This window comes from Burkholderia sp. MBR-1 (assembly GCF_013822785.1).
Lineage (GTDB): Bacteria > Pseudomonadota > Gammaproteobacteria > Burkholderiales > Burkholderiaceae > Burkholderia > Burkholderia vietnamiensis.
The window spans coordinates 1,823,376-1,844,096 of sequence record NZ_CP053610.1; the positions used below are offsets into that span (position 1 = coordinate 1,823,376).

Annotated in this window: 17 protein-coding genes; 4 read left to right on the plus strand and 13 right to left on the minus strand. The window is 68.8% G+C overall.

What is annotated here, in order from left to right; genetic code table 11:
- Positions 1–72: 72 nt before the first annotated feature.
- A complete protein-coding gene (locus MBR110_RS22780) occupies positions 73–3,951 on the minus strand; it encodes a DUF748 domain-containing protein (RefSeq protein ID WP_059568480.1) in 3,879 nt (1,292 codons plus the stop codon).
- 152 nt (positions 3,952–4,103) lie between these two features.
- Positions 4,104–5,543, minus strand: coding sequence for a DUF1254 domain-containing protein (locus tag MBR110_RS22785; protein WP_059558505.1), 1,440 nt, complete (start codon positions 5,541–5,543; stop codon positions 4,104–4,106).
- A gap of 314 nt (positions 5,544–5,857) precedes the next feature.
- Between MBR110_RS22785 and MBR110_RS22790 the strand changes: the two genes are divergently transcribed.
- Complete coding sequence (locus tag MBR110_RS22790; protein ID WP_081057472.1) at positions 5,858–8,632, plus strand: heavy metal translocating P-type ATPase; 2,775 nt, start codon at positions 5,858–5,860, stop codon at positions 8,630–8,632.
- Between the two features lie 56 nt (positions 8,633–8,688).
- On the opposite strand, the gene MBR110_RS22795 is transcribed toward MBR110_RS22790, so the two are convergent.
- From MBR110_RS22795 to MBR110_RS22815, 5 genes are all read right to left on the minus strand, one after another.
- Positions 8,689–8,892: a hypothetical protein gene (locus tag MBR110_RS22795; RefSeq protein WP_404842078.1), complete on the minus strand. Its 204-nt coding sequence runs from the start codon at positions 8,890–8,892 to the stop codon at positions 8,689–8,691.
- Between the two features lie 182 nt (positions 8,893–9,074).
- Entirely contained in the window at positions 9,075–9,554 is a 480-nt protein-coding gene (locus tag MBR110_RS22800) for a GNAT family N-acetyltransferase (protein ID WP_046425007.1), read from the minus strand.
- Positions 9,555–9,729: 175 nt separating this feature from the next.
- Entirely contained in the window at positions 9,730–9,885 is a 156-nt protein-coding gene (locus MBR110_RS22805) for a hypothetical protein (protein ID WP_011881014.1), read from the minus strand.
- A gap of 175 nt (positions 9,886–10,060) precedes the next feature.
- The gene (locus tag MBR110_RS22810) at positions 10,061–11,683 is read right to left on the minus strand and encodes a flagellar hook-length control protein FliK (protein ID WP_258569980.1); all 1,623 of its coding nucleotides are present in this window, start codon (positions 11,681–11,683) and stop codon (positions 10,061–10,063) included.
- A gap of 46 nt (positions 11,684–11,729) precedes the next feature.
- On the minus strand, positions 11,730–12,425 hold the full coding sequence (locus MBR110_RS22815) for an MgtC/SapB family protein (protein ID WP_011881016.1): 696 nt from the start codon (positions 12,423–12,425) through the stop codon (positions 11,730–11,732).
- A 115-nt stretch (positions 12,426–12,540) separates the two neighbouring features.
- Here MBR110_RS22815 and MBR110_RS22820 point away from each other — a divergent pair, with 115 nt between their 5' ends.
- Positions 12,541–13,650 carry an AGE family epimerase/isomerase gene (locus tag MBR110_RS22820; protein ID WP_059460635.1) on the plus strand — a complete coding sequence of 370 codons (1,110 nt, stop codon included), beginning with the start codon at positions 12,541–12,543 and terminating at the stop codon, positions 13,648–13,650.
- Here the strand turns inward: MBR110_RS22820 and MBR110_RS22825 are convergent.
- On the minus strand, positions 13,623–15,257 hold the full coding sequence (locus MBR110_RS22825) for a methyl-accepting chemotaxis protein (RefSeq protein WP_059475311.1): 1,635 nt from the start codon (positions 15,255–15,257) through the stop codon (positions 13,623–13,625). The two genes, MBR110_RS22820 and MBR110_RS22825, sit on opposite strands and share 28 nt — an antisense overlap.
- A 259-nt stretch (positions 15,258–15,516) precedes the next feature.
- Between MBR110_RS22825 and MBR110_RS22830 the strand changes: the two genes are divergently transcribed.
- Together MBR110_RS22830 and MBR110_RS22835 are read left to right on the plus strand one after the other, a co-directional pair.
- Entirely contained in the window at positions 15,517–15,960 is a 444-nt protein-coding gene (locus MBR110_RS22830; RefSeq protein WP_014724157.1) for a PaaI family thioesterase, read from the plus strand.
- The gene (locus tag MBR110_RS22835; RefSeq protein ID WP_148278570.1) at positions 15,957–16,253 is read left to right on the plus strand and encodes a hypothetical protein; all 297 of its coding nucleotides are present in this window, start codon (positions 15,957–15,959) and stop codon (positions 16,251–16,253) included. Before MBR110_RS22830 ends, MBR110_RS22835 begins: the two co-directional genes overlap by 4 nt.
- On the opposite strand, the gene MBR110_RS22840 is transcribed toward MBR110_RS22835, so the two are convergent.
- From MBR110_RS22840 to prpF, 5 genes are all read right to left on the minus strand, one after another.
- Positions 16,232–17,293, minus strand: coding sequence for a CaiB/BaiF CoA transferase family protein (locus tag MBR110_RS22840; RefSeq protein ID WP_014724158.1), 1,062 nt, complete (start codon positions 17,291–17,293; stop codon positions 16,232–16,234). The two genes, MBR110_RS22835 and MBR110_RS22840, sit on opposite strands and share 22 nt — an antisense overlap.
- A 289-nt stretch (positions 17,294–17,582) precedes the next feature.
- Positions 17,583–18,491 (minus strand): hypothetical protein, encoded by a 909-nt coding sequence (locus tag MBR110_RS22845; protein ID WP_011881021.1) that lies wholly within the window; start codon positions 18,489–18,491, stop codon positions 17,583–17,585.
- A gap of 165 nt (positions 18,492–18,656) precedes the next feature.
- Positions 18,657–19,106, minus strand: coding sequence for a response regulator transcription factor (locus MBR110_RS22850; RefSeq protein ID WP_011881022.1), 450 nt, complete (start codon positions 19,104–19,106; stop codon positions 18,657–18,659).
- Positions 19,107–19,145: 39 nt separating this feature from the next.
- Complete coding sequence (locus MBR110_RS22855) at positions 19,146–19,610, minus strand: hypothetical protein (protein WP_131929034.1); 465 nt, start codon at positions 19,608–19,610, stop codon at positions 19,146–19,148.
- Positions 19,526–20,716, minus strand: coding sequence for a 2-methylaconitate cis-trans isomerase PrpF (gene prpF, locus MBR110_RS22860; protein WP_059462702.1), 1,191 nt, complete (start codon positions 20,714–20,716; stop codon positions 19,526–19,528). The genes MBR110_RS22855 and prpF overlap by 85 nt, the downstream gene beginning before the upstream one ends.
- Positions 20,717–20,721: the final 5 nt, after the last annotated feature.

Sequence of the window (20,721 nt, forward strand, 5' to 3'; positions counted from 1 at the left end):
CGCACGGGCCGCGCCGCGCGATCGTGCGCGGCGCGGCCGCGCCGAACGACGCGCGGCCGCTCGCTTGCCGCGTTACTGCAGGCCGAAATCGACGCGCGTCGTCGCGCCCTTGTCCTCGATGCCCTTCGCATCGAGCTTCGGCGCGACGACGAACATCCGGCTCGAATCGATCTTGCCGTCGAGATACTGGCGCACCGCCTGCGCACGCTGCTGCGCGAGCGCGCGCAGCGCGTTGTCGTCGGCCGGCGCGTGATCGGCGAGCGCCTTCTTCATGTCCGCATCCGGCAACGTCTTCTGCAGGCCGACCAGGTTGCGCGGCTTCTTGAAATCGGCCGCCTTGTATGCGCGCGTCAGGTATTTGTCGTACTCGGCCGGCGCGACCTTCACCGTCATCGGGTCGACGCTCTCGCCCTGCCCGATCACGTCCTTGAGCTTCTGCTGACGAACCAGCCGGTCGACATACACGTCGCGCAGCCCCGGCGTGTCGACGGCCGGATCGACGCGGCCGATCAGGTCGAGCCGGATCGACGGCTTCTCGGTCAGCATCTTCGCGACGGTGTCGAGCTTCTTCTGCTGCGCGTCGCTGAGCGCGTACGAGCCCGGCGCGAACTCGACGTAGCCGAGATCCTCGCCGCCGCTGCCGCCGAACGCATGCGACAGCAGCGTGAACGGCGACGTCACCGCCTTCGCGATCAGGTTCAGCACCGCGCGCCAGATCAGCCCGCCGATGCTGAACTCCGGATTCGACAGCGAGCCCGACACCGGCAGGTTCACGTCGATCTCGCCGCGCGTGTTCTTCAGCAGCGAGATCGCGAGCTTCACCGGCAGCTTGGTCGCCGTGTCGTTCTCGACGTGATCGCCGAACGTCAGCTGGTCGATGAAGATATGGTTGTTCGCCTGCAGCTGGTCGTTGGCGAGCTGGTAATGCAGGTCGACGTTGAGCTTGCCCTTCGTGATCGGGTAGCCGGCGTACTTCGCCGAATACGGCGTCAGGTTCGTCAACTCGACGCCGTGCGCGGTGGCGGTGAGGTCCAGCGCCGGCTTGTCGATCAGCGGGTTCACCGAGCCCCTGATCGAGATCGGCCCGTTGCCGGCCAGGTTCGCGGCGACGTCGACCGGAGCCGACGTCGTCGAATCCGTGCCGAACGCGCCGACCGTGCCCTTGATCGCGACGAGGTTCGCCGTGTAGTTCGGCTTGATGAAGTTGTCGGTGTAGGTCACGCGGCCGTTTTGCAGCACCAGCTCGCCGAAATGCATACGCACCGGATTCTGCGGCGGCGGCGCGGCCTTCACGATCACCGTCGCCGCTGCGGCGGACGGCGCCGATGCCTGCCGCGCGGCCGCGGCCGACGCCGCCTGCGCGGCGGCCGGCGGCGTCACGCCGGGCGACAGCGGCACCGGTTCGCTCTTGCTCGCGTCGCGCGTGAGCGACTGCGCGGGTCCGGTTTCCTTCGCGACGACGTCCTTCAGGTTCAGCCGCCCCTGCGCGTCGAGCAGCACGCGGCCATAGAAGTTCGAGAACGTCACACGCGCGGCGTCGACGTCGGTGCCCTTCTCGTCGTAGTTCACTTTCAGGCTCGACAGCGCGAGCGAGCGCCAGCCGGCGAACGGGTCGGACGTCGCCTTGTCGAGCATCCGCACGTCGACCAGCGCGGCGTCGCCGTGGTAGGTCGCGCGCGGCGCGCCCTTCACCTGCGCGAACGTCAGGTTGCCCTGCGCATTGAGCAGCGCGCTCGCGATGGTCGCGTTCAGCGCGCTGCCGAAGTACGGCTCGAACGCGGCTGCGTCGAGCCGGTTGCCGTCGATCTTCAGGCCGACTTTCAGCGGCATCGCGGTGACGTCGCCCGACGCGGCGAGCGAGCCCTTGCGGTTCAGCGTCGCCTTCAGGCGCACCGGCAGCGGCTTCGTCAGGTCGTCGCTGATCTGCTGCACCGACAGCTCGAGCGGCTTGATCGCGAGCTTCACCGGGCGCGGCGTCGTCAGGTCCGTGAAGTTCGCGGACGCGTCCTTCACGTTCAGCGCGTCGATCCGGTAATGCCACGCCGGCGCGCTCGCGGCGGCCTTGCGCGCGACCGTGCGCGCCGGCACAGGCGCCGCCGGCCGGGCCGGCTCGCCGAGCGCCGCGAGGTCGATGCTGCCGTCCTTCAGACGCTGCACGTCGAGCGCGAGGCCCGTCGTGTCGACGCTCGTGATGTCCGCCGTGCGCGCGCCGACGTCGATCTTCGCGATCTTCGCGCTGGCGTCGCCGAGCGCGATCGCGGGCGCCTTCGCGTCGGGCGTCGCGAGCTTCAGCGCTGTCAGGCTGACCGTGCTGTCGACGACCTGCGCGTCGAGCGGCGTCTTGCCCCAGTCAGCCTTCGCGTTGAGGTTCGCGCCCAGCGTGCCGTCGAGCACGCGCGCGCGGGTCGCATCGGCGAGGTACGGCTGCAGCGCCGGCAGCGCGAGCGCAGCGACGCTCAGCTTCGTGTCGGCCTGCTTCGCCGCGACGCTCACCGCGCCTTCGGCCTTCAGGTCGCCGCCGCGCGACAGCGACGTCGACAGCGTGTATTTCGCCGGCGTCTTGCCCTGCAGCGTGAAGCCGTCGAGCGTCGCGGCGAGCTTCGTCAGCGAGATCGCGGCCGGGGTCGCTGGCGCGCGGTCGTCGAAGTTGAGCGTGCCGCCGTCGATCGCGAAATGGCGGATCGTCAGGTCGAGCGGCGGCGCTTGCTTCGCGGTGGTGTCGGCGTTGGGGGCGGTCGGCGTGCTGGCGGCGGTGACGTTCGCGGCGGTGACGCTCGCCGTGGCGACGCTCGCGGCACCCGATGCGGCCGCGCCCGAGGCTGCGGGCTTTTCTGCTGCCGTCTTTTCTGCTGCGGTCTTGTCCGCTGCCGGTTTCGCCGCGGCGGCCGGCTGGCCGCCGAGCTTCTCGACGTTCAGCACGCCCTGCCGGTCGCGCGACAGATCGACGACCGGCTGGTCGATGCGGATCTCGTCGAAATGCAGCACGTTGCGCAGCGGCTCGAGGCCCGCGGCCGCAACGTGCACGCCGCGCGCGGCGAACAGCGGCTCGGACGCGAGGCCGGTCACCTTCGCGTCGTTCAGATCGACGGTGCCCGCGACGCGCAGCGACGGCGTGTCGCCGCTCATCACGAACTTCAGCGTCAGATTGCTGCTCAGCAGGCCGCTCGTGACGACGACCGGCAGCTTCGTCGGCGCATACGAAATCAGCTTCGGCACGTCGAGCCGGTCGAACGTCAGCGTGACTTCGGATTCGCGCGACTGCGCGAACGGCTTCGTGCGGCCGTCGATCGCGATCGGGCTGCCGTCGAACCGCGCGCGCAGCTTCGGCTGCACGAAGATGTCGGTCTTCGACGGCAGCGTCGCGATGAACGGGATGCCGAGCGTCCAGTTGTCGACCACGTGCCGCTCGTTCAGCAGGCGGTCGTCGAAATCGATGCGGCCGTCGTTGACCTGGATGTTCGACACCGAGAACAGCGTCGGCTTGCTGGCCGGCTGCGACGGCGTCGAGAACTTCTCGATCAGGTCGGTGAAGTTCAGGCGCTGCGCGTCGTAGCGGACGATGTGAAAGCGCGGCGAGTCGACGCGCAGTTCGTTGACGATCGGCGCGCCGCGCAGCAGCGACGTCCACGACGGCCGCACCACCAGCTTGCCGATGTCGATGAAGTCGCCGCGGCCGCCGCGCTCGCCGATATGCACGCCATCGGCTTCGAGGTTCAGCGTGTACGGGTTCAGCGCGATGCGCCGAATCGTCGACGGCCGGTCGAGTTGCTTGCTCAGTTGCTGTTCGGCGAGATGGCGAATCAGCGGCGGCGCGGCGAAGAAACCCAGCAGCCCGAACACGATGACGAAGATCAGCACGCCGATGCCGATGCGCCGGGTCCGACGCGAGCGTGCAATGCCGCCGAGGGCATGGAGGGTCGAGGTTACGGTTTTCTTGTCTGCGCTTGCCATGCTTGAATGCCTCGGGAACACGAGCAAGGCCGCGCCGGTTTTCCGGCGCGGCCTTGCAAGCTATCCCGAAAGTATAGGCCGAGGTGGTGACGGAGCGTCGTTGGGGTGCGGCCGCCACGCCCGCGCATCGGACAGCGGCGGCGCGTGTCCGTTCATTTCCGGACGACGGCGGGCGGCAACCAGGAGCCGTCGGTCGCTTGCGGCTTCGGCGCGTACAGGCGCAGCGCGAGCGCGAAATCGGTGCGCGGCGCCGGCAGCCAGTTGGCCCCGCGCGCGCCGCTCGGCGTCGCCGCTACGACCACGTCGATCGAGCCGTCGCGGTTGCGGCGCAGCCGCTCGCGATCGCCGAGCGAGCGGCGTGCCGCACCGACGTCGGGCAGCGCGCCGTTGGTCGCATACGGCGTGAGCGTCCAGAAGCCGCGCACCGGCGGCACCGCGCCCGGCGCGAAATGCAGCATGTAGCGGTTCGCGCCGTTCAGCGGCTGGCCGTCGCTGTCGACGCGCACGAGCGCGAGCGTTTCGTCGTCGCGCGTCGCGGTGCCGAACTGCGTGTAGGCCGCGTACGCGCGCAGCGCGTAGTCCTGCCCGTACTTGCCGGCCGTGTCGCCGATCCAGCTCCAGCCGTTCGCGCCCAGCAGGTTCGACGGCGGCGTCGCGAGGCGAGCGCGCGCTTCGGCGACGCCGGCCGTCGCCGCGCTCAGGCGGTCGCCCGTCCACTGCACCGGGTAGCCGGCCGACACGCCGATGTCGCTGAGCAGTTCCTGCGCGTGCGCGTCGTCGGCGGGCGGCGCGTTGTCCTGCAGCGCCTGCGCGAAGCGCGTGAAGAACGCCTTCGGATCGAGCGCCGCGACCTGTTCGGCCGGCGTGCCGCCGCTCGCGGCTTCCGACGGTGCGCTGCCCGCATGGACGGCCACCGACGCGCCGCGCGCGGCGCCCGTATACACCGACAGCGGCACCACGCGGATCGCCCGCTGCAATTTCCTCACGTTCGTCAGGTCGCGGCCGCCGCTCGTCTGCAGCCGCACTTCGAGCCATGCGTTGGCCGACGGCACGTCGACGCGCACCGCGCCCTTCGGCAGCGTGCCCTGCCAGTCCTTCGCGACGAAGGCGATCGTTTGCGAGCGCATGGCGCCGCGCGCACCGCGCACGGCCACGCTCGACGACGACCACAGCACGTTCGTCCACATGTCGAGTGCGCGCGCGTCCCAGTAGCGGCCGCGCGTGTCGGGCAGCGAGACGATCACCGGCTCGGCGCCGACGTCGAGCCAGCCGGTCGAGTCGAGCGTATCGACGCCCGGCAGCGGCGGATTCAGCGCGCCGACCGGCGGCAGCGCCTGCGCGTGGCGCAGCGTGTTGAGCGGCGCCTGGCCCGGCTGCGCGCCGTCCCCGCCGGTCGCAGCTTCCTTCGCGACGTCCATCAGCACGAGCGGATACGCATATATATAGGAGTCGGCGACTTCGGCGCGCATCCAGCCGGTTTTGCGCTGGATCGCATCGGGTTGCGACGCGCATCCCGCCAACAGCGCCGCGATGGCGAGCGACGCGGCGGCGGCGCGTCGCAGAGAAACGGTTTCTCGTCGATTTTCAATCATTGATCACTGGCCGAATATCTTTTTTGTCAGTCAACGCCTTGTTCGACGCATGCTCGGCGCAAGCAAGGCACTTCAGCGGCCCCGGTTGCCGTCTCGTCGCGGCGGGCGCTGATGTCAGGCCGGTATCATAGCGCCTAAGGGCATCCCCCAATATGCCGAATAGCAGGCTAGGGTCATTGCGGGGCCGAGGGTCGATCGCGAACCATTATTTTGATATCTCGCTCCGAATCGACATCGCCGCTTGACCTTCCCATCATGGGAATGTCGATACTGATGTCATTCGCGGCACGAACCGTGCCTTTGGGGAATCCGACATGACTGAATCACTCGCGTCCACGGCAACGCACACGATCGAACTCGACATCGACGGAATGACCTGCGCATCGTGCGCCGGCCGCGTCGAGAAGGCGCTCGCCAAGGTGCCGGGCGTCGCACGGGCATCCGTGAACCTTGCGACCGAACGGGCGAGCGTGGCCGCCACTATGGACGTCGGTGCGACGCAGCTCGCGGACGCTGTGCGGCAGGCCGGCTACGGCGCAACGCCGGTCGCGGCGGAGCCGACCGCCAGCGCGCAGCCGGCTGCGGCTCCTCAGGCTGCGGCTCCGGCCAGCATCGAACTCGACATCGGCGGCATGACCTGCGCATCGTGCGCCGGCCGCGTCGAGAAGGCGCTCGCGAAGGTGCCGGGCGTCACGCGTGCATCCGTCAATCTGGCCACCGAGCGCGCGAGCGTCGACGCCGCGCCGGACGTGTCCGCGTCGCGGCTCGTCGACGCGGTCCGGCAGGCCGGTTACGGCGCGACGCCGGTCGCCGCCACACCCACGGCCGACCGCGCCGGACCGGCCAGTTTCGAGCTGGACATCGGCGGCATGACCTGCGCGTCCTGCGCGGGCCGCGTCGAGAAGGCGCTGGCCGCGGTGCCGGGCGTCGCGCGCGCGTCGGTCAATCTCGCGACCGAGCGCGCGTCGGTGCAGGCGGCCGGCACGCTCGACGCCGCCGCGCTGATCGCGGCGGTCACGTCGGCCGGTTATCAGGCGTCGCTCGCCGCCGAGGCGCAGGCCGCGGCAGCCGGTCCCGCCGCGGCCGACCCAGCGCAGACCACCGACGCGCGCAAGCGCCGCGACGCGATCCGCGAACGCAATCTCGTGATCGGCGCGGCCGTGCTGAGCACACCGCTCATCGTGCCGATGCTCGTCGCGCCGCTCGGCATCGACGCGATGCTGCCCGGCTGGCTGCAGCTGGTGCTCGCGTCGATCGTCCAGTTCGGTTTCGGCGCGCGCTTCTATCGGGCCGCGTGGCACGCGGTAAAGGCGCGCACCGGCAACATGGACCTGCTCGTCGCGCTCGGCACGTCGGCCGCCTTCGGCCTGAGCCTGTGGATGCTGCTGCGCGAGCCCGCGCATCCGGGCCACCTGTATTTCGAGGCATCGGCCGTGATCGTCACGCTGGTGCGGTTCGGCAAATGGCTCGAAGCCCGTGCGAAGCGCCAGACCACCGACGCGATCCGCGCGCTGAACGCGCTGCGCCCCGATCGCGCGCGCATCGTCGAGCACGGCGTCGAGCGCGACGTGCCGCTCGCGCAGGTGCGCGTCGGCACGACCGTGGCGATCCGTCCGGGCGAGCGCGTGCCGGTCGACGGGCGCATCGTGTCGGGCCGCTCGCACGTCGACGAATCGCTGATCACCGGCGAAAGCCTGCCGGTGCCGAAGGACGACGGCGATCCCGTCACGGCCGGCTCGATCAACGGCGAAGGCGCGCTCGTCGTCGCCACCACCGCGATCGGCGCGGAGACGACGCTCGCGCGCATCATCCGCCTCGTCGAATCCGCGCAGGCCGAGAAGGCGCCGATCCAGCGGCTCGTCGACCGCGTCAGCGAAGTGTTCGTGCCGTCGATTCTCGGCATCGCCGTGCTGACGCTGATCGGCTGGCTGATCGCCGGCGCCGGCGCCGAAACGGCGATCCTGAACGCCGTCGCGGTGCTCGTCATCGCATGCCCGTGCGCGCTCGGTCTCGCGACGCCCGCCGCGATCATGGCCGGCACCGGCGTCGCGGCGCGCCGCGGCGTGCTGATCAAGGACGCGCAGGCGCTCGAGCTCGCCCAGCGCGCGACCGTCATCGCGTTCGACAAGACCGGCACGTTGACCGAAGGCAAGCCGTCCGTGACGGCCTTCGACGCCGTCGACATCCCGCGTGAGCAAGCGCTTGCTGTGGCAGCAGCCGTGCAGCGCCACAGCAATCATCCGCTCGCGCGCGCGGTGGTCGCCGCGTACGACGCGGACGTCGCCGCGCGCGGCGGCGCAGCCGTGGCGGCCGATGCTGCGGCGGCAACCGACGCGCGGGCGGTCGCCGGACGCGGTGTCGAAGCGCGTGTGGACGGCTGGCTGGTCGCGCTCGGCAGCAGCCGCTGGCGCGACGAGCTGGGCATCGCGGTTCCGCCCGAACTCGGGGCGCGCGCGGCCGAGCTCGAACGCGCGGGCAACACGATTTCGTGGCTGATGCGCGCCGACGCGCCGCGCGCGCTGCTCGCGCTGATCGCCTTCGGCGACACGGTGAAGCCGGGCGCGCGCGACGCGATCGCGGCGCTGTCGGCGCGCGGCGTCGCGAGCGTGCTGGTGACGGGCGACAACCGCGGCAGCGCGGCGGCCGTCGCGGCGGCGCTCGGGATCGACGAAGTGCATGCGCAGGTGCTGCCCGACGACAAGGCGCGCGTGGTCGCCGAGCTGAAGCGCACGCATGGCGGCGTGGTGGCGATGGTCGGCGACGGGATCAACGACGCGCCGGCGCTCGCCGCGGCCGACGTCGGCATCGCGATGGCGACCGGCACCGACGTCGCGATGCATACGGCCGGGATCACGCTGATGCGCGGCGATCCGACGCTCGTCGCCGACGCGATTGACATCTCGAAGCGCACCTACCGGAAGATCCAGCAGAACCTGTTCTGGGCGTTCGTGTACAACCTGATCGGCGTGCCGCTGGCGGCGCTCGGTTGGCTGAATCCGGTGATCGCGGGCGCGGCGATGGCGTTTTCGAGCGTCAGCGTCGTGACCAACGCGTTGCTGTTGAGGAGATGGAAAGGCAAGGCGCGGTGATGTGGCGCGGGGCGAACACGGGGGCCATCATCCGCCCGCTTCGCACCGCGCAGGGTTCAACGGCTTCGACGAAGCCACGAACGATACGCGGCGATCACGACCAACATCGCGCCGTCGACCATACCCGGCAACGGAAGCGGGTTCGTCCACTTGGCCATGTTGGCGCTGCGCGCGCAGTACGGCGGACCATCGCCGTACGCCGCATTGAGACTGATTGCGTTGAACGCACAAGTCAGCAGGATGGCAATCAGCAGCGCCATACCGATCGAGATGCGCAACGGGCGTTTTCGCATATCAGTATTGAACCGTCCGTGGGACGTGGCATTCCGGGGCGTCTTTCGTTGCGGCCACGATTTCTCGAACGCATGGCCGATGCATCACGCTTCCTTCCGGAATGGAATGGAATGCGAACGCCGAGCCGTCGTTGGGGGAATCCCCGCCGCTAGTCCTGAACGACCGGCTTGAGCAATGTGGTCGTGATCGGTACGAAGCCGCACGCCCGATAAAGCGCACGTGCAGCCGTGTTGTGATTGAACACCGACAGTCCGATCTCCGTGACGCCATGACGGCGCGCCTCGGCCTCGAGCGCATCAAGCGCGCGCGTCGCCCAGCGCTGACGGCGCCGGGACGGGACGATGTCGAGGTCGTAGATGAACAGCGTGCGGTTCGGCCCTTCGGCGACGATCGCGTACCAGAGATCGCCGACCGTATCGCCGGTGGCGGTGTCGATCAGTTGGACGAGCGTCTGGCCGGGGGTGAGCAGGCCGTCGGGCAGCAGCGTATCGAAGCAGGCGCGGGCGCGGCTGGCCGCATCGTCGATCGCGTTCTGGCCGGAGGACACGAGGTCGCGCGCGTAGCCGTCGACGGCGCGCGTGCGGTATGCATGGAATTCGCCGGCCGTCATCGGCCGCATCAGCAGCATGGCTCGGAGGTCGCGAGGAGAGTCGGACTTCCAGTGTAGCGGGACGGTCGCACCGGCGCGCGATGCGGCGGCGGAAAACGGGCAGGCAGGTGCGGCGAGCGCCGCGCCGAATCAGCGAATCAGCGAATCAGCGAATCAGCGAATCAGCGAATCAGCGAATCAGCAAATCAGCGAATCAGCGACGGTACAGGACGATCGGCGCGAGGTTCGCACGGCGCATACGCTCGACTTCGGCGTGACGCGCGGCGTACGAATAATCGGTGTCGAGCGGGAGGTGCGGGGAGACGAACAGGTCGTCGATCTTTTGCAGCAGGGCGAGAATGAAGCTCATTTGAGACTCCTGACAAAGTGCGCTAGGGTTTTCCCTTAGACGGCTTCCATTCTAAGGGTTTTCCCTGAACTCCGCCAGCGTTACGCATCAATTCGTCGCACCGCTGTAGTCGTCTCACGACGCCGTAATACGGCGATCGTTGCCCGGCGTGGCGTTGCAGGTAGGGTCGGACCGCTTAGCGGGTTCGACGCACGCGCTTCGCGGCCGCGGCCTCGCGATTCGCATTGCGCTGGAGCCGGTCGACTTGCGACAGCAGCGCCTCGTGGCGGTCCGCGAGGGTCATCAACGTCGCCTGCTGCGCCGACAGATCGGCCGCCAGCCGATCGATTCGCTGTTGCCTGATATCGAGGTCCTGTTTCAACTGCGCGATTTGCCGGGTTTGCAACACCAGCGCGACGAGCCCCGCGCACACGACGACCGCCAACGCCAGCAGCAGCCGGTTGACACGGCGCATCTCGCGATCGGCAACCTGCTTGATGCCGGCCGTGTCGGCCTGCAACGCGGCGAGCCGCTCGGACAGCGGACGCAGATGAACGTCGGGATCGAAGGCCGACGAATTCTGCACGGCCGGTTGCACGCGATCGGCCGACGGCTTCGTCACGAACGACGCCGCGGACGCCACCGGCGGCGCGGCGGGCTGCGTCGGCGCGGCAGTGCGCGGCGCATTTCCGGCGCTCGTGGCAATCGCTACGGCGGCGGGAGCGGCCGGTTTGGCTGGCTCGACCGACGCCTGCCGTTCAGCGGATGGCGCAACGTACTCGGGCATCGTTGAAGACGGGACCGAAGCCGAAGCCGGCTCCGCGGTCGCAACAGACGCCTGCGCTTCCGGCGTGCCGCTCGCTGCCGTCGTTTCGCGCGCACCGCTCGCTGCGCGCCGCTTGCCGCCCGACGACGCGCGGCGCGCCCTGCTGCTCTGGCCGCGCGTCCGCTCTGCTTCGTCGCGTTGGTCCGGCGTGCCCGCAAGTTCCGCATCGTTAGCGGATTTCACGGGCGGTTCAGCGGCGGCCGCATCGGCAACTGCGCTGGCAGTCTCGGTCGCAAGCCCCGCAGCCGTTACGGCCTCGGCGGCGGTTTCCGGCACGCCGCCGGCCGGAGCTTGCGCGCCGTCGATCGCCGGCTCGCTAATCGCAATCGCACCGACGTCAGCGGGTTGCCGTACGTCGGCTGCCTTCGTTGCGTGGGGGTCGACCGTGTGCACGACATCCGCGTCGCGCGTATCGCCATGTCGCACCGCAGGCGACGACCCCAGTTCCGATTCCGCCGACGCGGCAACGTCTCCATCACGCATCGCGGTCGCACCGATCGCGCTGGTGGCACCAAACCCGTCCAGCGTCGCCTGCCGCCCGGCGTCCTCGCTGTCCGCCGTGGCCGCTGCCGCTCGTGCGTCCGCCGACGTATCGTCACGCGCAGCGCCCGCGGCACGAGCAGCCGGCTCGAGCACCGGATCGCCGAACAGGTCGAGCGTAACTTCGTCCCGCGACGCATCGCCAGCCGGCGCGTTGGCCGGCCGCGCGGATGCCTTGGCGGCGCTATCCGCGGCAGCCGCGGCCGAGCGCGAACGAGTCGAAGAACGGTTGGAGTCTGACGCATCGCCAGCCGGCGCGTTGGCCGGCCGCGCAGAGGCATTAGCGGCGATATCCGCGGCAGCGGCGGCCGCGGCCGAACGCGAACGAGTCGAAGAACGGCTGGAACGGGAACGGGAACGCGGCACGGAAACGGATTCGGTCATGGAGTCGGATGACGGGTCGCGCCAGCGGCGCCGGATGTCGAACGGAATCGGTGACGGCCATTGTCGCATGACCAAATGTCGATCCGGCCGCTGCGCCGACGCGCTCGACCGACGTTCATTCGTCGCCCGCCAACCCGTTGCCTTCGTCGAATCGCGTCACGCACGGCAACCCGCGCAGCTTGTCGCAGATCGCGCGGAATTCGAGGTCCGACACGCGCGCGAGCGCGATGCGGACTTCGTCGTGCTCGCCCGTTTCGTCGGCGCGCTGCACGATGAACTGCTTCACGCGCGCGCTGTCGGGGCCGAGCGCCGCGTGCAGCGAATCGAACGTCAGCGCGCCGCTCACCACCGTCAGCGCGAGCTGCCGGCGCTGCCGCACCGTGAAGTAGCGCCGCTCCAGCGGCTTGATGCCGGCGAGGATGATCAGAATGATGATCGTCGCGGAAATCGACGCGACGTACAGGCCGCCGCCGACCGCGAGCCCGATCGCCGCGACCGACCACAGGCTCGCGGCCGTGGTCAGCCCGCGCACGATCTCGCCGCGCAGCAGGATCGAGCCGGCGCCGAGAAAGCCGATGCCCGACACGACCTGCGCGGCGATCCGCGACGGGTCGAGCACGACGTGCTCGCGGCCGAGCACATCCGCAAACCCGAACGCCGACACGATCATGATCAGCGTCGAGCCCACGCACACCAGCATGTGCGTGCGCAGGCCGGCCGCCCACGACAGCCGCTCGCGTTCGAAGCCGATCACACTGCCGAGCGCGGCCGCGAGCACCAGCCGCATCACGAGTTCCAGATTGCCGAGCATCGGATTTATCTCCTTTTTTTGCTGCCGGCGCCGCGGAATGTTTTATCCTTGGCCTCGGTCGCGCCGGTCCACCGGGCCGCGCCGACACGTTTCGATCCCAGCGCACAACCCCGTCATGTCCGTTTCCGACTCCGCTTCCGCCCAGGCCGCCCAGTTGCGCGACCATTTTGCGCACGTCATCTTGCCGATCTGGCAGGGTCCAGGGTTCGACCGCACGTTGCGGCTGCCGTTCGAAGCCGTCGATCCGGTCACCCATGCGCCGCTGCCCGTCACGCGGTATCGCGCGATGGCCTGTGCGCGGCAACTGTTCGTGTTCGCGCAAGCCGGTCACACCGCGCACGCGGCCACGCTGTTCGATTCGCTCTGCAGCCGCTTTCGCGACCCGCAGCACGGCGGCTGGTTCTACAGCATCGACGCGCAGGGCGCGCCGCTCGACACGACGAAGGATCTCTACACCCATGCGTTCGTCGTGTTCGCATGCGCGGCATGGCATGCGGCGTCGGGCGACGCCGCGGCACGCACGGTCGCCGAGCAGACCGCCGCGCTGATCCAGGACCGCTTCGCGCCGCAGCCGCGCGCCGCGCTGCTCGATGCCGCGCGCCACGCCGATTTCTCGTCGTCGGGCAGCGGCGCGCTGCAGAATCCGCTGATGCATCTGACCGAAGCGTGGCTCGCGGCCGCCGATGCGTTCGGCGACGCGGCGTTCGACGATGCGCTGGCGCGCACCGCGCAGGCGGTCGAGCGCACGTTCGTCGATCCCGCGACCGGCTGCGTCGCCGAGCTGCCGCTCGGTGCGTCCAGCAACCGTTTCGAGCCCGGCCATCAGTTCGAATGGTTCTATCTGGTCGATGCGGCCGGCGCGCGGCTCGCGCATACGGGGCTGCGCGACGCGCTCGGGCGCGCGTTCGCGTTCGCGCAACGGCACGGCGTCGATGCGCAGACGGGCGCCGTGTGCGCGGCGCTCGACGCGCACGGCGCATGCATCGACGGCACCCAGCGGATCTGGGCGCAGACCGAATACCTGCGCGCACTCGCGACGCACGGCGACACGCCGGCCGGCGCGCCGCTCGCGCAGCAGATCGCGCGCTTCGCCGCGCGCTTCCTGCTGCCGCGCGGCTGGATCGAATGCAAGTCGGCCGACGGGCAGGTGTCGCGCGCCGACATGCCGTCGACCACGCCCTACCACCTCGCGACCGCCTACGCGGCGCTGCCCGCCGCTTCGTAAGCGGCGTCGGCCGGCGACGGCGACACCGCGGCGCGCTCGTCGCGCACCGCACGCTGCGCACGCGCGTCGCCCAGTTCGAACACCGACACCGCGCGCATCAGCTGCGCGGTCTGGTCGTTCAGCGACGACGCCGCCGCCGCGACCTGCTCGACCAGCGCCGCGTTCTGCTGCGTCAGCTGATCCATCTGCGTGACGGCCTGGTTCACCTGCTCGATGCCGACGCTCTGCTCGACCGATGCGGACGTGATTTCCGTCATCGTCTGCGCGACGCGCGTGATCGACGTCGATACCGTGCGCATCGCCGCGCCCGCGCGCTCGACGAGCTCCGAGCCGCCGTCGATCTGCGCGACCGATTCCTCGATCAGCGCCTTGATCTCCTTCGCCGATTGCGCGCTGCGCTGCGCGAGCGAGCGCACTTCGCCCGCGACCACCGCGAAGCCGCGGCCCTGCTCGCCCGCGCGCGCCGCTTCGACCGCCGCGTTCAGCGCGAGGATGTTGGTCTGGAATGCGATGCCGTCGATCACCGAGATGATTTCCGCGATGCGCCCCGAACTGTGCGCGATCCCGCGCATCCGGTCGATCACGCTGTCGACCACGCTGCCGCCCTGGCGCGTCGCGTCGAGCGCCGCGTCGGCCAGCGCGCTGGCCGCGCGTGCGCTGTCCGTGTTCTGACGGACGGTCGCGGTCAGCTCCTCCATGCTCGCCGCGGTTTCCTCGAGCGACGCGGCCTGCGTGCCGGTGCGCGCGGACAGGTCGGCGTTGCCGCCAGCGATCTCGCCCGCGCCGACGTGGATCGCATCCGACGCGTGGCGCACGGTGCGCACGGTGTCGGCGATGCTCGCCTGCATCGCGGCGAGGCCGCGCAGCATCCGGTCGATCTCGAACACGCCGCCCGCGCGCACGGTTTCGTCGAGCCGCCCTTGCGCGATCCGCTCGAAATGGCGACCGGCTTCGTCGAGCGGCGCGACCACCGCGCGCCGCGCGCCCCCGTAGATGGCGGCACTCGCCGCGAGCATCGCGACCAGCAACACGATGCCGACCCACTTGAACCATTGCATCCCGCCATCGATCGTGGCGAGCGCCGTGCGGCTCGACGCGCCGCCGTAGTCCGCGAAGCGATGCAGTTCCGCGATGTAGGCGTCCTGGAAGCCTTGCGTCGGCTGGTCGAGAAACGCCTGGATGTTGCCGGCGTCGAGGAACTGCACGAGTTCGCCGAGCGCGCCGCGCAGCGCGCGATAGCGCTCGGTGAGCGCCGCGACGCGCGCGCGGTTGGTGTCGTCGACCGGCGGCGCGGCCGCGAGACGCGCGAATGCGCTGTCCGCTTCGGCGAGCGACGCGCTGGCATGACTGATGATGTCGTCGGGCTTGGGGCCGCCGCGCACCATCCGCGTGCCCGCACGCGACAGGTTCACGCGCGCGTCGAGCAGCCGCTCGGTCGCCTGGCTCGCCGCGTCGACCTGCGCGATCGCGACGTTCGACAGATCGTCGACGCCGCTGCGCGTCGACGTCAGCGCCCAGAACCCGAGCGCCTCGATCGCGAATAGAAAGAGGCAAAACACGGTCAGCACGCCGAGCAGACCCGACGCGAGCTTGATTTTTCCGAACATGGGGGAAGATTCCTGGAAGCGGAGGATGGAGCAATGCCCCGGCATTAGCGGCATTTCGGCGTCGGACTTTAGGCCGCCGCGCAGCGCCGCGCACGATTTCCGCCGAATCGGCCGCCGCCGACGGCTTCGCACGCATTCGACGCAATAATCGCGTCGCATCGCACCGGTATTTGCGCGCAATGCGGACGAATTTCCTTGCTTATCCGCAGCCCCCTTCCTAGAGTTCAGCGCAAGCGGACACGCATTGCGAGGCAAGTCGATGACGGACATCACGGACCACGCGCGCGGCGCATTGCGCGCGCAACCGTTCAGCATGCTGCTGGGCACGGAGCTGATGCATATCGGCGACAACGAGGTGTCGCTGTGCCTGCCCGTGCGCGACGAGCTGCGGCAGCAGCACGGTTTCGTGCACGGCGGCGTGATGGGCTATCTGGCCGACAATGCGCTGACGTTCGCCGGCGCACTCGTGCTCGGGCCCCGCGTGATCACCGCCGAGTACAAGATCAATTACCTGCGGCCGGCCGTGAACGGCACGCTCGTCGCGCGCGCGCAGGTCGTCTACGCGGGCCGGCATCAGGCGACCTGCCAGTGTCACGTGTACGTCATCGACGGCGATCACGAGCGGCTCGTCGCGATCGCGCAAGGCACGATCAATCGTGTCGGCGACGGGAAGATGCCCGAGGCGGTGGCGGAAACGGCTTGAATTGGTTCGGGGTGCGGTTGCTTGCGTGGTCGGCCGCCGGAGACGTGCGCAGTCAACGTTTATCGCTTCGTCGCGGCAAGGTCGACGGCATCGCACATTTCGCAGATCAGTCGATCGCCCACGCTGCGCAACGTGATGTTGTAGCGGTGCGGATGGACATGCAGCGTAGCCGGAGGAATACGGCGAGGCTCGCCGAACCGCTCGACGAATCGAGTTCAAAGCTCAACCAGCTCGGCCTTGACGCCCCGCGTTGCCTACCGCGCATCGGTGCTTATACGGGCCCGTTCGCTTGATCGTCCGTCAACGGCAGAAACCGCGGCGCGACGCGCGCGCGAATGTCGCCGTTCGAATCGGTGCGATAGATCGCCCGCGCCACGTTGTGCGGATGCGTCGCGGCTTCGGCCACGCTGAGCACCGGCGCGAAGCACGCGTCCGTCCCTTCGAGCAGCGCGCGCCAGTGCGCGGACGGCTCGCGTGCGAACACCTCCGCGAAACGCGCCTTCAGCGCAGGCCAGCGCGCGCGATCGTATTGCGACGCCGGATCGACGTCCGTCAGCCCCAGGCGCTCCACGAGCAATGCGTAGAACGGCGGCTCGAGCGCGCCGATCGTCACGCATGCGCCGTCCGCGCAGCGATAGACGTCGTAGAACGGCGCGTCGTGGAACAGGCTCGGCTGCGCGCCGTCGAGCTGCCCGTTCGCCCGCGCCCACAGCGCGAGCGAGCCGAGCATCGAGACGATGTCGACGATCGCACCGTCGACCACGCGCCCCGCGCCGCCGGCGCGCACGTCGAGCAGCGCGCAGACGATGCCGAACGCAAGGCCGAGCGCACCGCCCGCGTCGCCGACCACCGTCGGCGGCACGCCCGGCCGGCCTTCGCGCGGCGCGGACAACGACAGCAGGCCCGTCAGCGCCACGTAGTTCAGATCGTGTCCGGCCGCGGTCGCGAGCGGCCCGTCCTGGCCCCAGCCGGTCATGCGTCCATACACGAGCGCGGGGTTGCGGCGCGCGCAGTCGTCGGGCCCGAGGCCGAGGCGCTCCATCACGCCCGGCCGCAGCCCTTCGATGAGCGCGTCGGCCTGCGCAATCAGTGCGAGCGCCGCGTCGCGGCCCGCCGCGCTCTTCAGATCGAGTTCGACGATCGTCTTGCCTTCGCGCAGCAAGTCGCCGTCGCGCGCCCGCAGTGCATCGGGCGCGCTGCTGCGTCCGGCCGGGCGCGCGATCAGCGTGATGCGCGCGCCCATCCCCGCGAGCATCCAGCCGGCGAGCGGGCCGGGGCCGAGACCTTCGAATTCGACGATATGGATGCCGGCAAGCGGCGCGTTCAATGGCATGGCGACCTCGTGGGGATGGGCTCGAAGCAAATGGAGGCGCGCGCGGCAGGCAGACGTGTGCGCCGGGTATGCGTATTCTGACGCGCTTTCGTGCGTGGAAGGCGTCCGATGCGAACGCGCGGCGCGATACGGCGCAGCGAACCACAAACGAAAAGGCCGGCGCCACGACGCCGGCCTGTGCCGTCAGGGAACGATCCAGCACTGCCCCTGGTAGATGCGTGCCGCCGTCGACACGTCGGACATATCGATCTCGACGTAACGGCTGACGACGCGTCCGCTCACGGCAGCATCACGGCGTTTTCCATTGCCCGCCTTCGTAGACTCGCCCCGTCGAATTGGTATTCGTGAGGTCGATCTCGATGCTGCGCGACCGCGCCCGCGAGAAGATCGTCGACGTCTCGATGTTCTGCTCGAACCACACGAGCACCTTCTCGATCGGGGTGAACGACGCTTCGCCGGAGACCATCACTTCGGGCGCGGCGTAGATCGGCGTGCTGACGGCCTCGCCGTCGATACCCGTACTCAGCTGGCAAATGCCCGGATGGATCTCGCCGTAGTCGTTCTCCATGTTGATCGCGGTCGGGTCGCCGCCGGTCGACGGCGAGCCGAACTGGCCGTACTTGTCGAGCGTGACGATCTCGCCGAGGCCGATAGAGACCTTCTTGGTCGACGCCTTGACGGTAATGCCGTCCTGATAGCGGTTCGTGCCGAAGATCTGGTAGATCGGCGTCCAGGAGAACTCGTTGTCCTCGAGGTACTCGAACGATGCGCGCCACACGACGTTGTACGCCGCGTCGCCGACCTTCTTCGCGAAGCACAGGTTGTAGCCAGCCTGCTTGAGCGTCGCGAAGTCCTTCGGACCGATGCCGATCGCGACGGTCTTGGTCACGGCAGCCAGCACGTTCTGGAACGACTGGGCCAGCACGGCGTACTCCTCCGCCTGGAACAGCTGCGCCTGCACCTGGAACTCCGCCACGTTGCCGGTCGAGCTGAGGCTCTTGCACACGACCTTCTGCCCCTGGTCGACATGGCTGCCCTGGTACACGTAGTACGTGTTTTCGGTTCTCAGGCTTTCCTTTTTCACGCCGGTCACGGAGAACGTATCCCCGACCTTCTTCTTCAGCTCCCCGGTCCCCTCGGTAATGACGTCCCAGGTGCTACCCACTTTCGGCCAACGGCAAACTTTCAGGATGCTCATTTTGTAATTCCCTCGGATAAGCTCGCTAAAAATGAATCTTCCGCACGCGGCGAGCGTCACGCACAAAAACAAACGCCTTATTTATTGACGAATCGAACAATTTCCAATTTAAAAATTATTGACCGATCAATTCATTTATTTGTATCTGCAGCGCATGGATGCAGATTAGGATTCTCCCGAGGAATTCGCCATGCCACATTTCGCGTATTGACCGGCGATCCACGCGACCAGTTGACGCGTCGATTTGCACGAAAATTTATCGAGTAAATGCTCGCGATGCTTGTCGACGGTACGGGGGCTGATTTGCAGCAAGCGCGCGATGTCCTTGCTGCCGCGTCCATGACACAGCAGTCGCAGCACGCGGGATTCGGCCGGGCTCAGATGGACGCCGCCCAGATCCAGGCGCTCGAGCCATCCGGGGTGGTCGGGCAAATCGCCGCCCGGCAACGCGATGACGGATCGGACGCCAGTCTTCTGCTTGACGCGGCTCACGTGGCGCCGCGCGGTATCGAGTCCGACGCCGAGATGAGCGGCAATGGCCTTGTTGCTGAATCCGCGACGCAGCAGATCCACGACTTCTTTCTCTCGCGGCGTGAGAGCAGAATTCGATTCCATCGCCCCGGTCGGCTGGTTTTCGCCGCCGGGTAGGTGTGGTCAATCGAATGCGAAGGCGTCGGCCGCGGTATTTGTGATCGAAATTTCCGGCAGAGCGTCGCATATAACGCGGTTCACGGCCCACAATTTCAATACGCATTGATCCGGATCATTCGATACCCGGAAAACCGAAATTGCAGCACATATCCGGCGCATGAATTCGAATCGTTTCCACGATCTGGATATTTTTATTATCCAGCCATCGACGACCGGAATTTTCTTTCGAATCGAAACATCGTGGAATATCGCGATTGCGCGCCGCGCCGCATCGCGCAATGGCCTGCCCATGACGGGCAGGCGGCCCGCTTCGCCCGGCATACCGCCGGGCAAAGCGGGCAAGTCGCAGTTCGCCCGCCCCTCGCGGGGCGCAGCGACGACGCTTAAAACGCGTCGCCCGGCACGCGCACCCAGCCTTCCATCAGCACGCGCGCGCTGCGGCTCATGATCGCCTTGGTGACGGTCCATTCGCCGTTCTCGAAGCGCGCCTCCGCGCCGACGCGCAGCGTGCCCGACGGATGCCCGAAGCGCACCGCGGTGCGTTCGCCGCCGCCTGCGGCGAGGTTCACGAGCGTGCCCGGAATCGCCGCGGCCGTGCCGATCGCGACCGCCGCCGTGCCCATCATCGCGTGATGCAGCTTGCCCATCGACATCGCGCGCACCAGCAGGTCGACATCGCCCGCGTTCACGCGCTTGCCGCTCGATGCGACGTAGTCGGCCGGCTTCGCGACGAAGGCGATCTTCGGCGTGTGCTGGCGCGTCGCGATCTCGTCGAGTGTGTCGATCAGGCCCATGCGCAACGCGCCGTGCGCACGGATCGTCTCGAACTTCTCGAGCGCCTTCGGATCGCCGTTGATCGCGTCCTGCAGCTCGGTGCCCGTATAGCCGATCGCTTCGGCGTCGACGAAGATCGTCGGAATGCCCGCGTTGATCATCGTCGCCTTCAGCGTGCCGATGCCCGGCACGACCAGATCGTCGACGAGATTGCCGGTCGGGAACATCGACCCGCCCGCGCCGTCTTCCTCGGCGGCCGGGTCCATGAACTCCAGCTGCACCTCGGCGGCCGGGAACGTGACGCCGTCCAGCTCGAAGTCGCCGGTCTCCTGCACCGCGCCGTTCGTGATCGGCACATGCGCGACGATCGTCTTGCCGATGTTCGCCTGCCAAATCCGCACGGTCGCGATGCCGTCGCGCGGCACGCGCGCCGCATCGACGAGCCCGCCGCTGATCGCGAACGGGCCGACGGCCGCGGACAGGTTGCCGCAGTTGCCGGTCCAGTCGACGAACGCCTTGTCGATCGAGACCTGCCCGAACAGATAGTCGACGTCGTGGCCGGGCCGCGTGCTCTTCGACACGATCACCGTCTTGCTGGTGGACGACGTCGCGCCGCCCATCCCGTCGATCTGCTTGCCGTACGGATCGGGGCTGCCGATCACGCGCAGCAGCAGCGCGTCGCGCGCGGCGCCGGGCGCCTGCGCGGCCTCCGGCAGATCCTGCAGCCGGAAGAACACGCCCTTGCTCGTGCCGCCGCGAAGATAGGTCGCGGGAATCCTGATTTGAGGAATGTGAGCCATGTCTC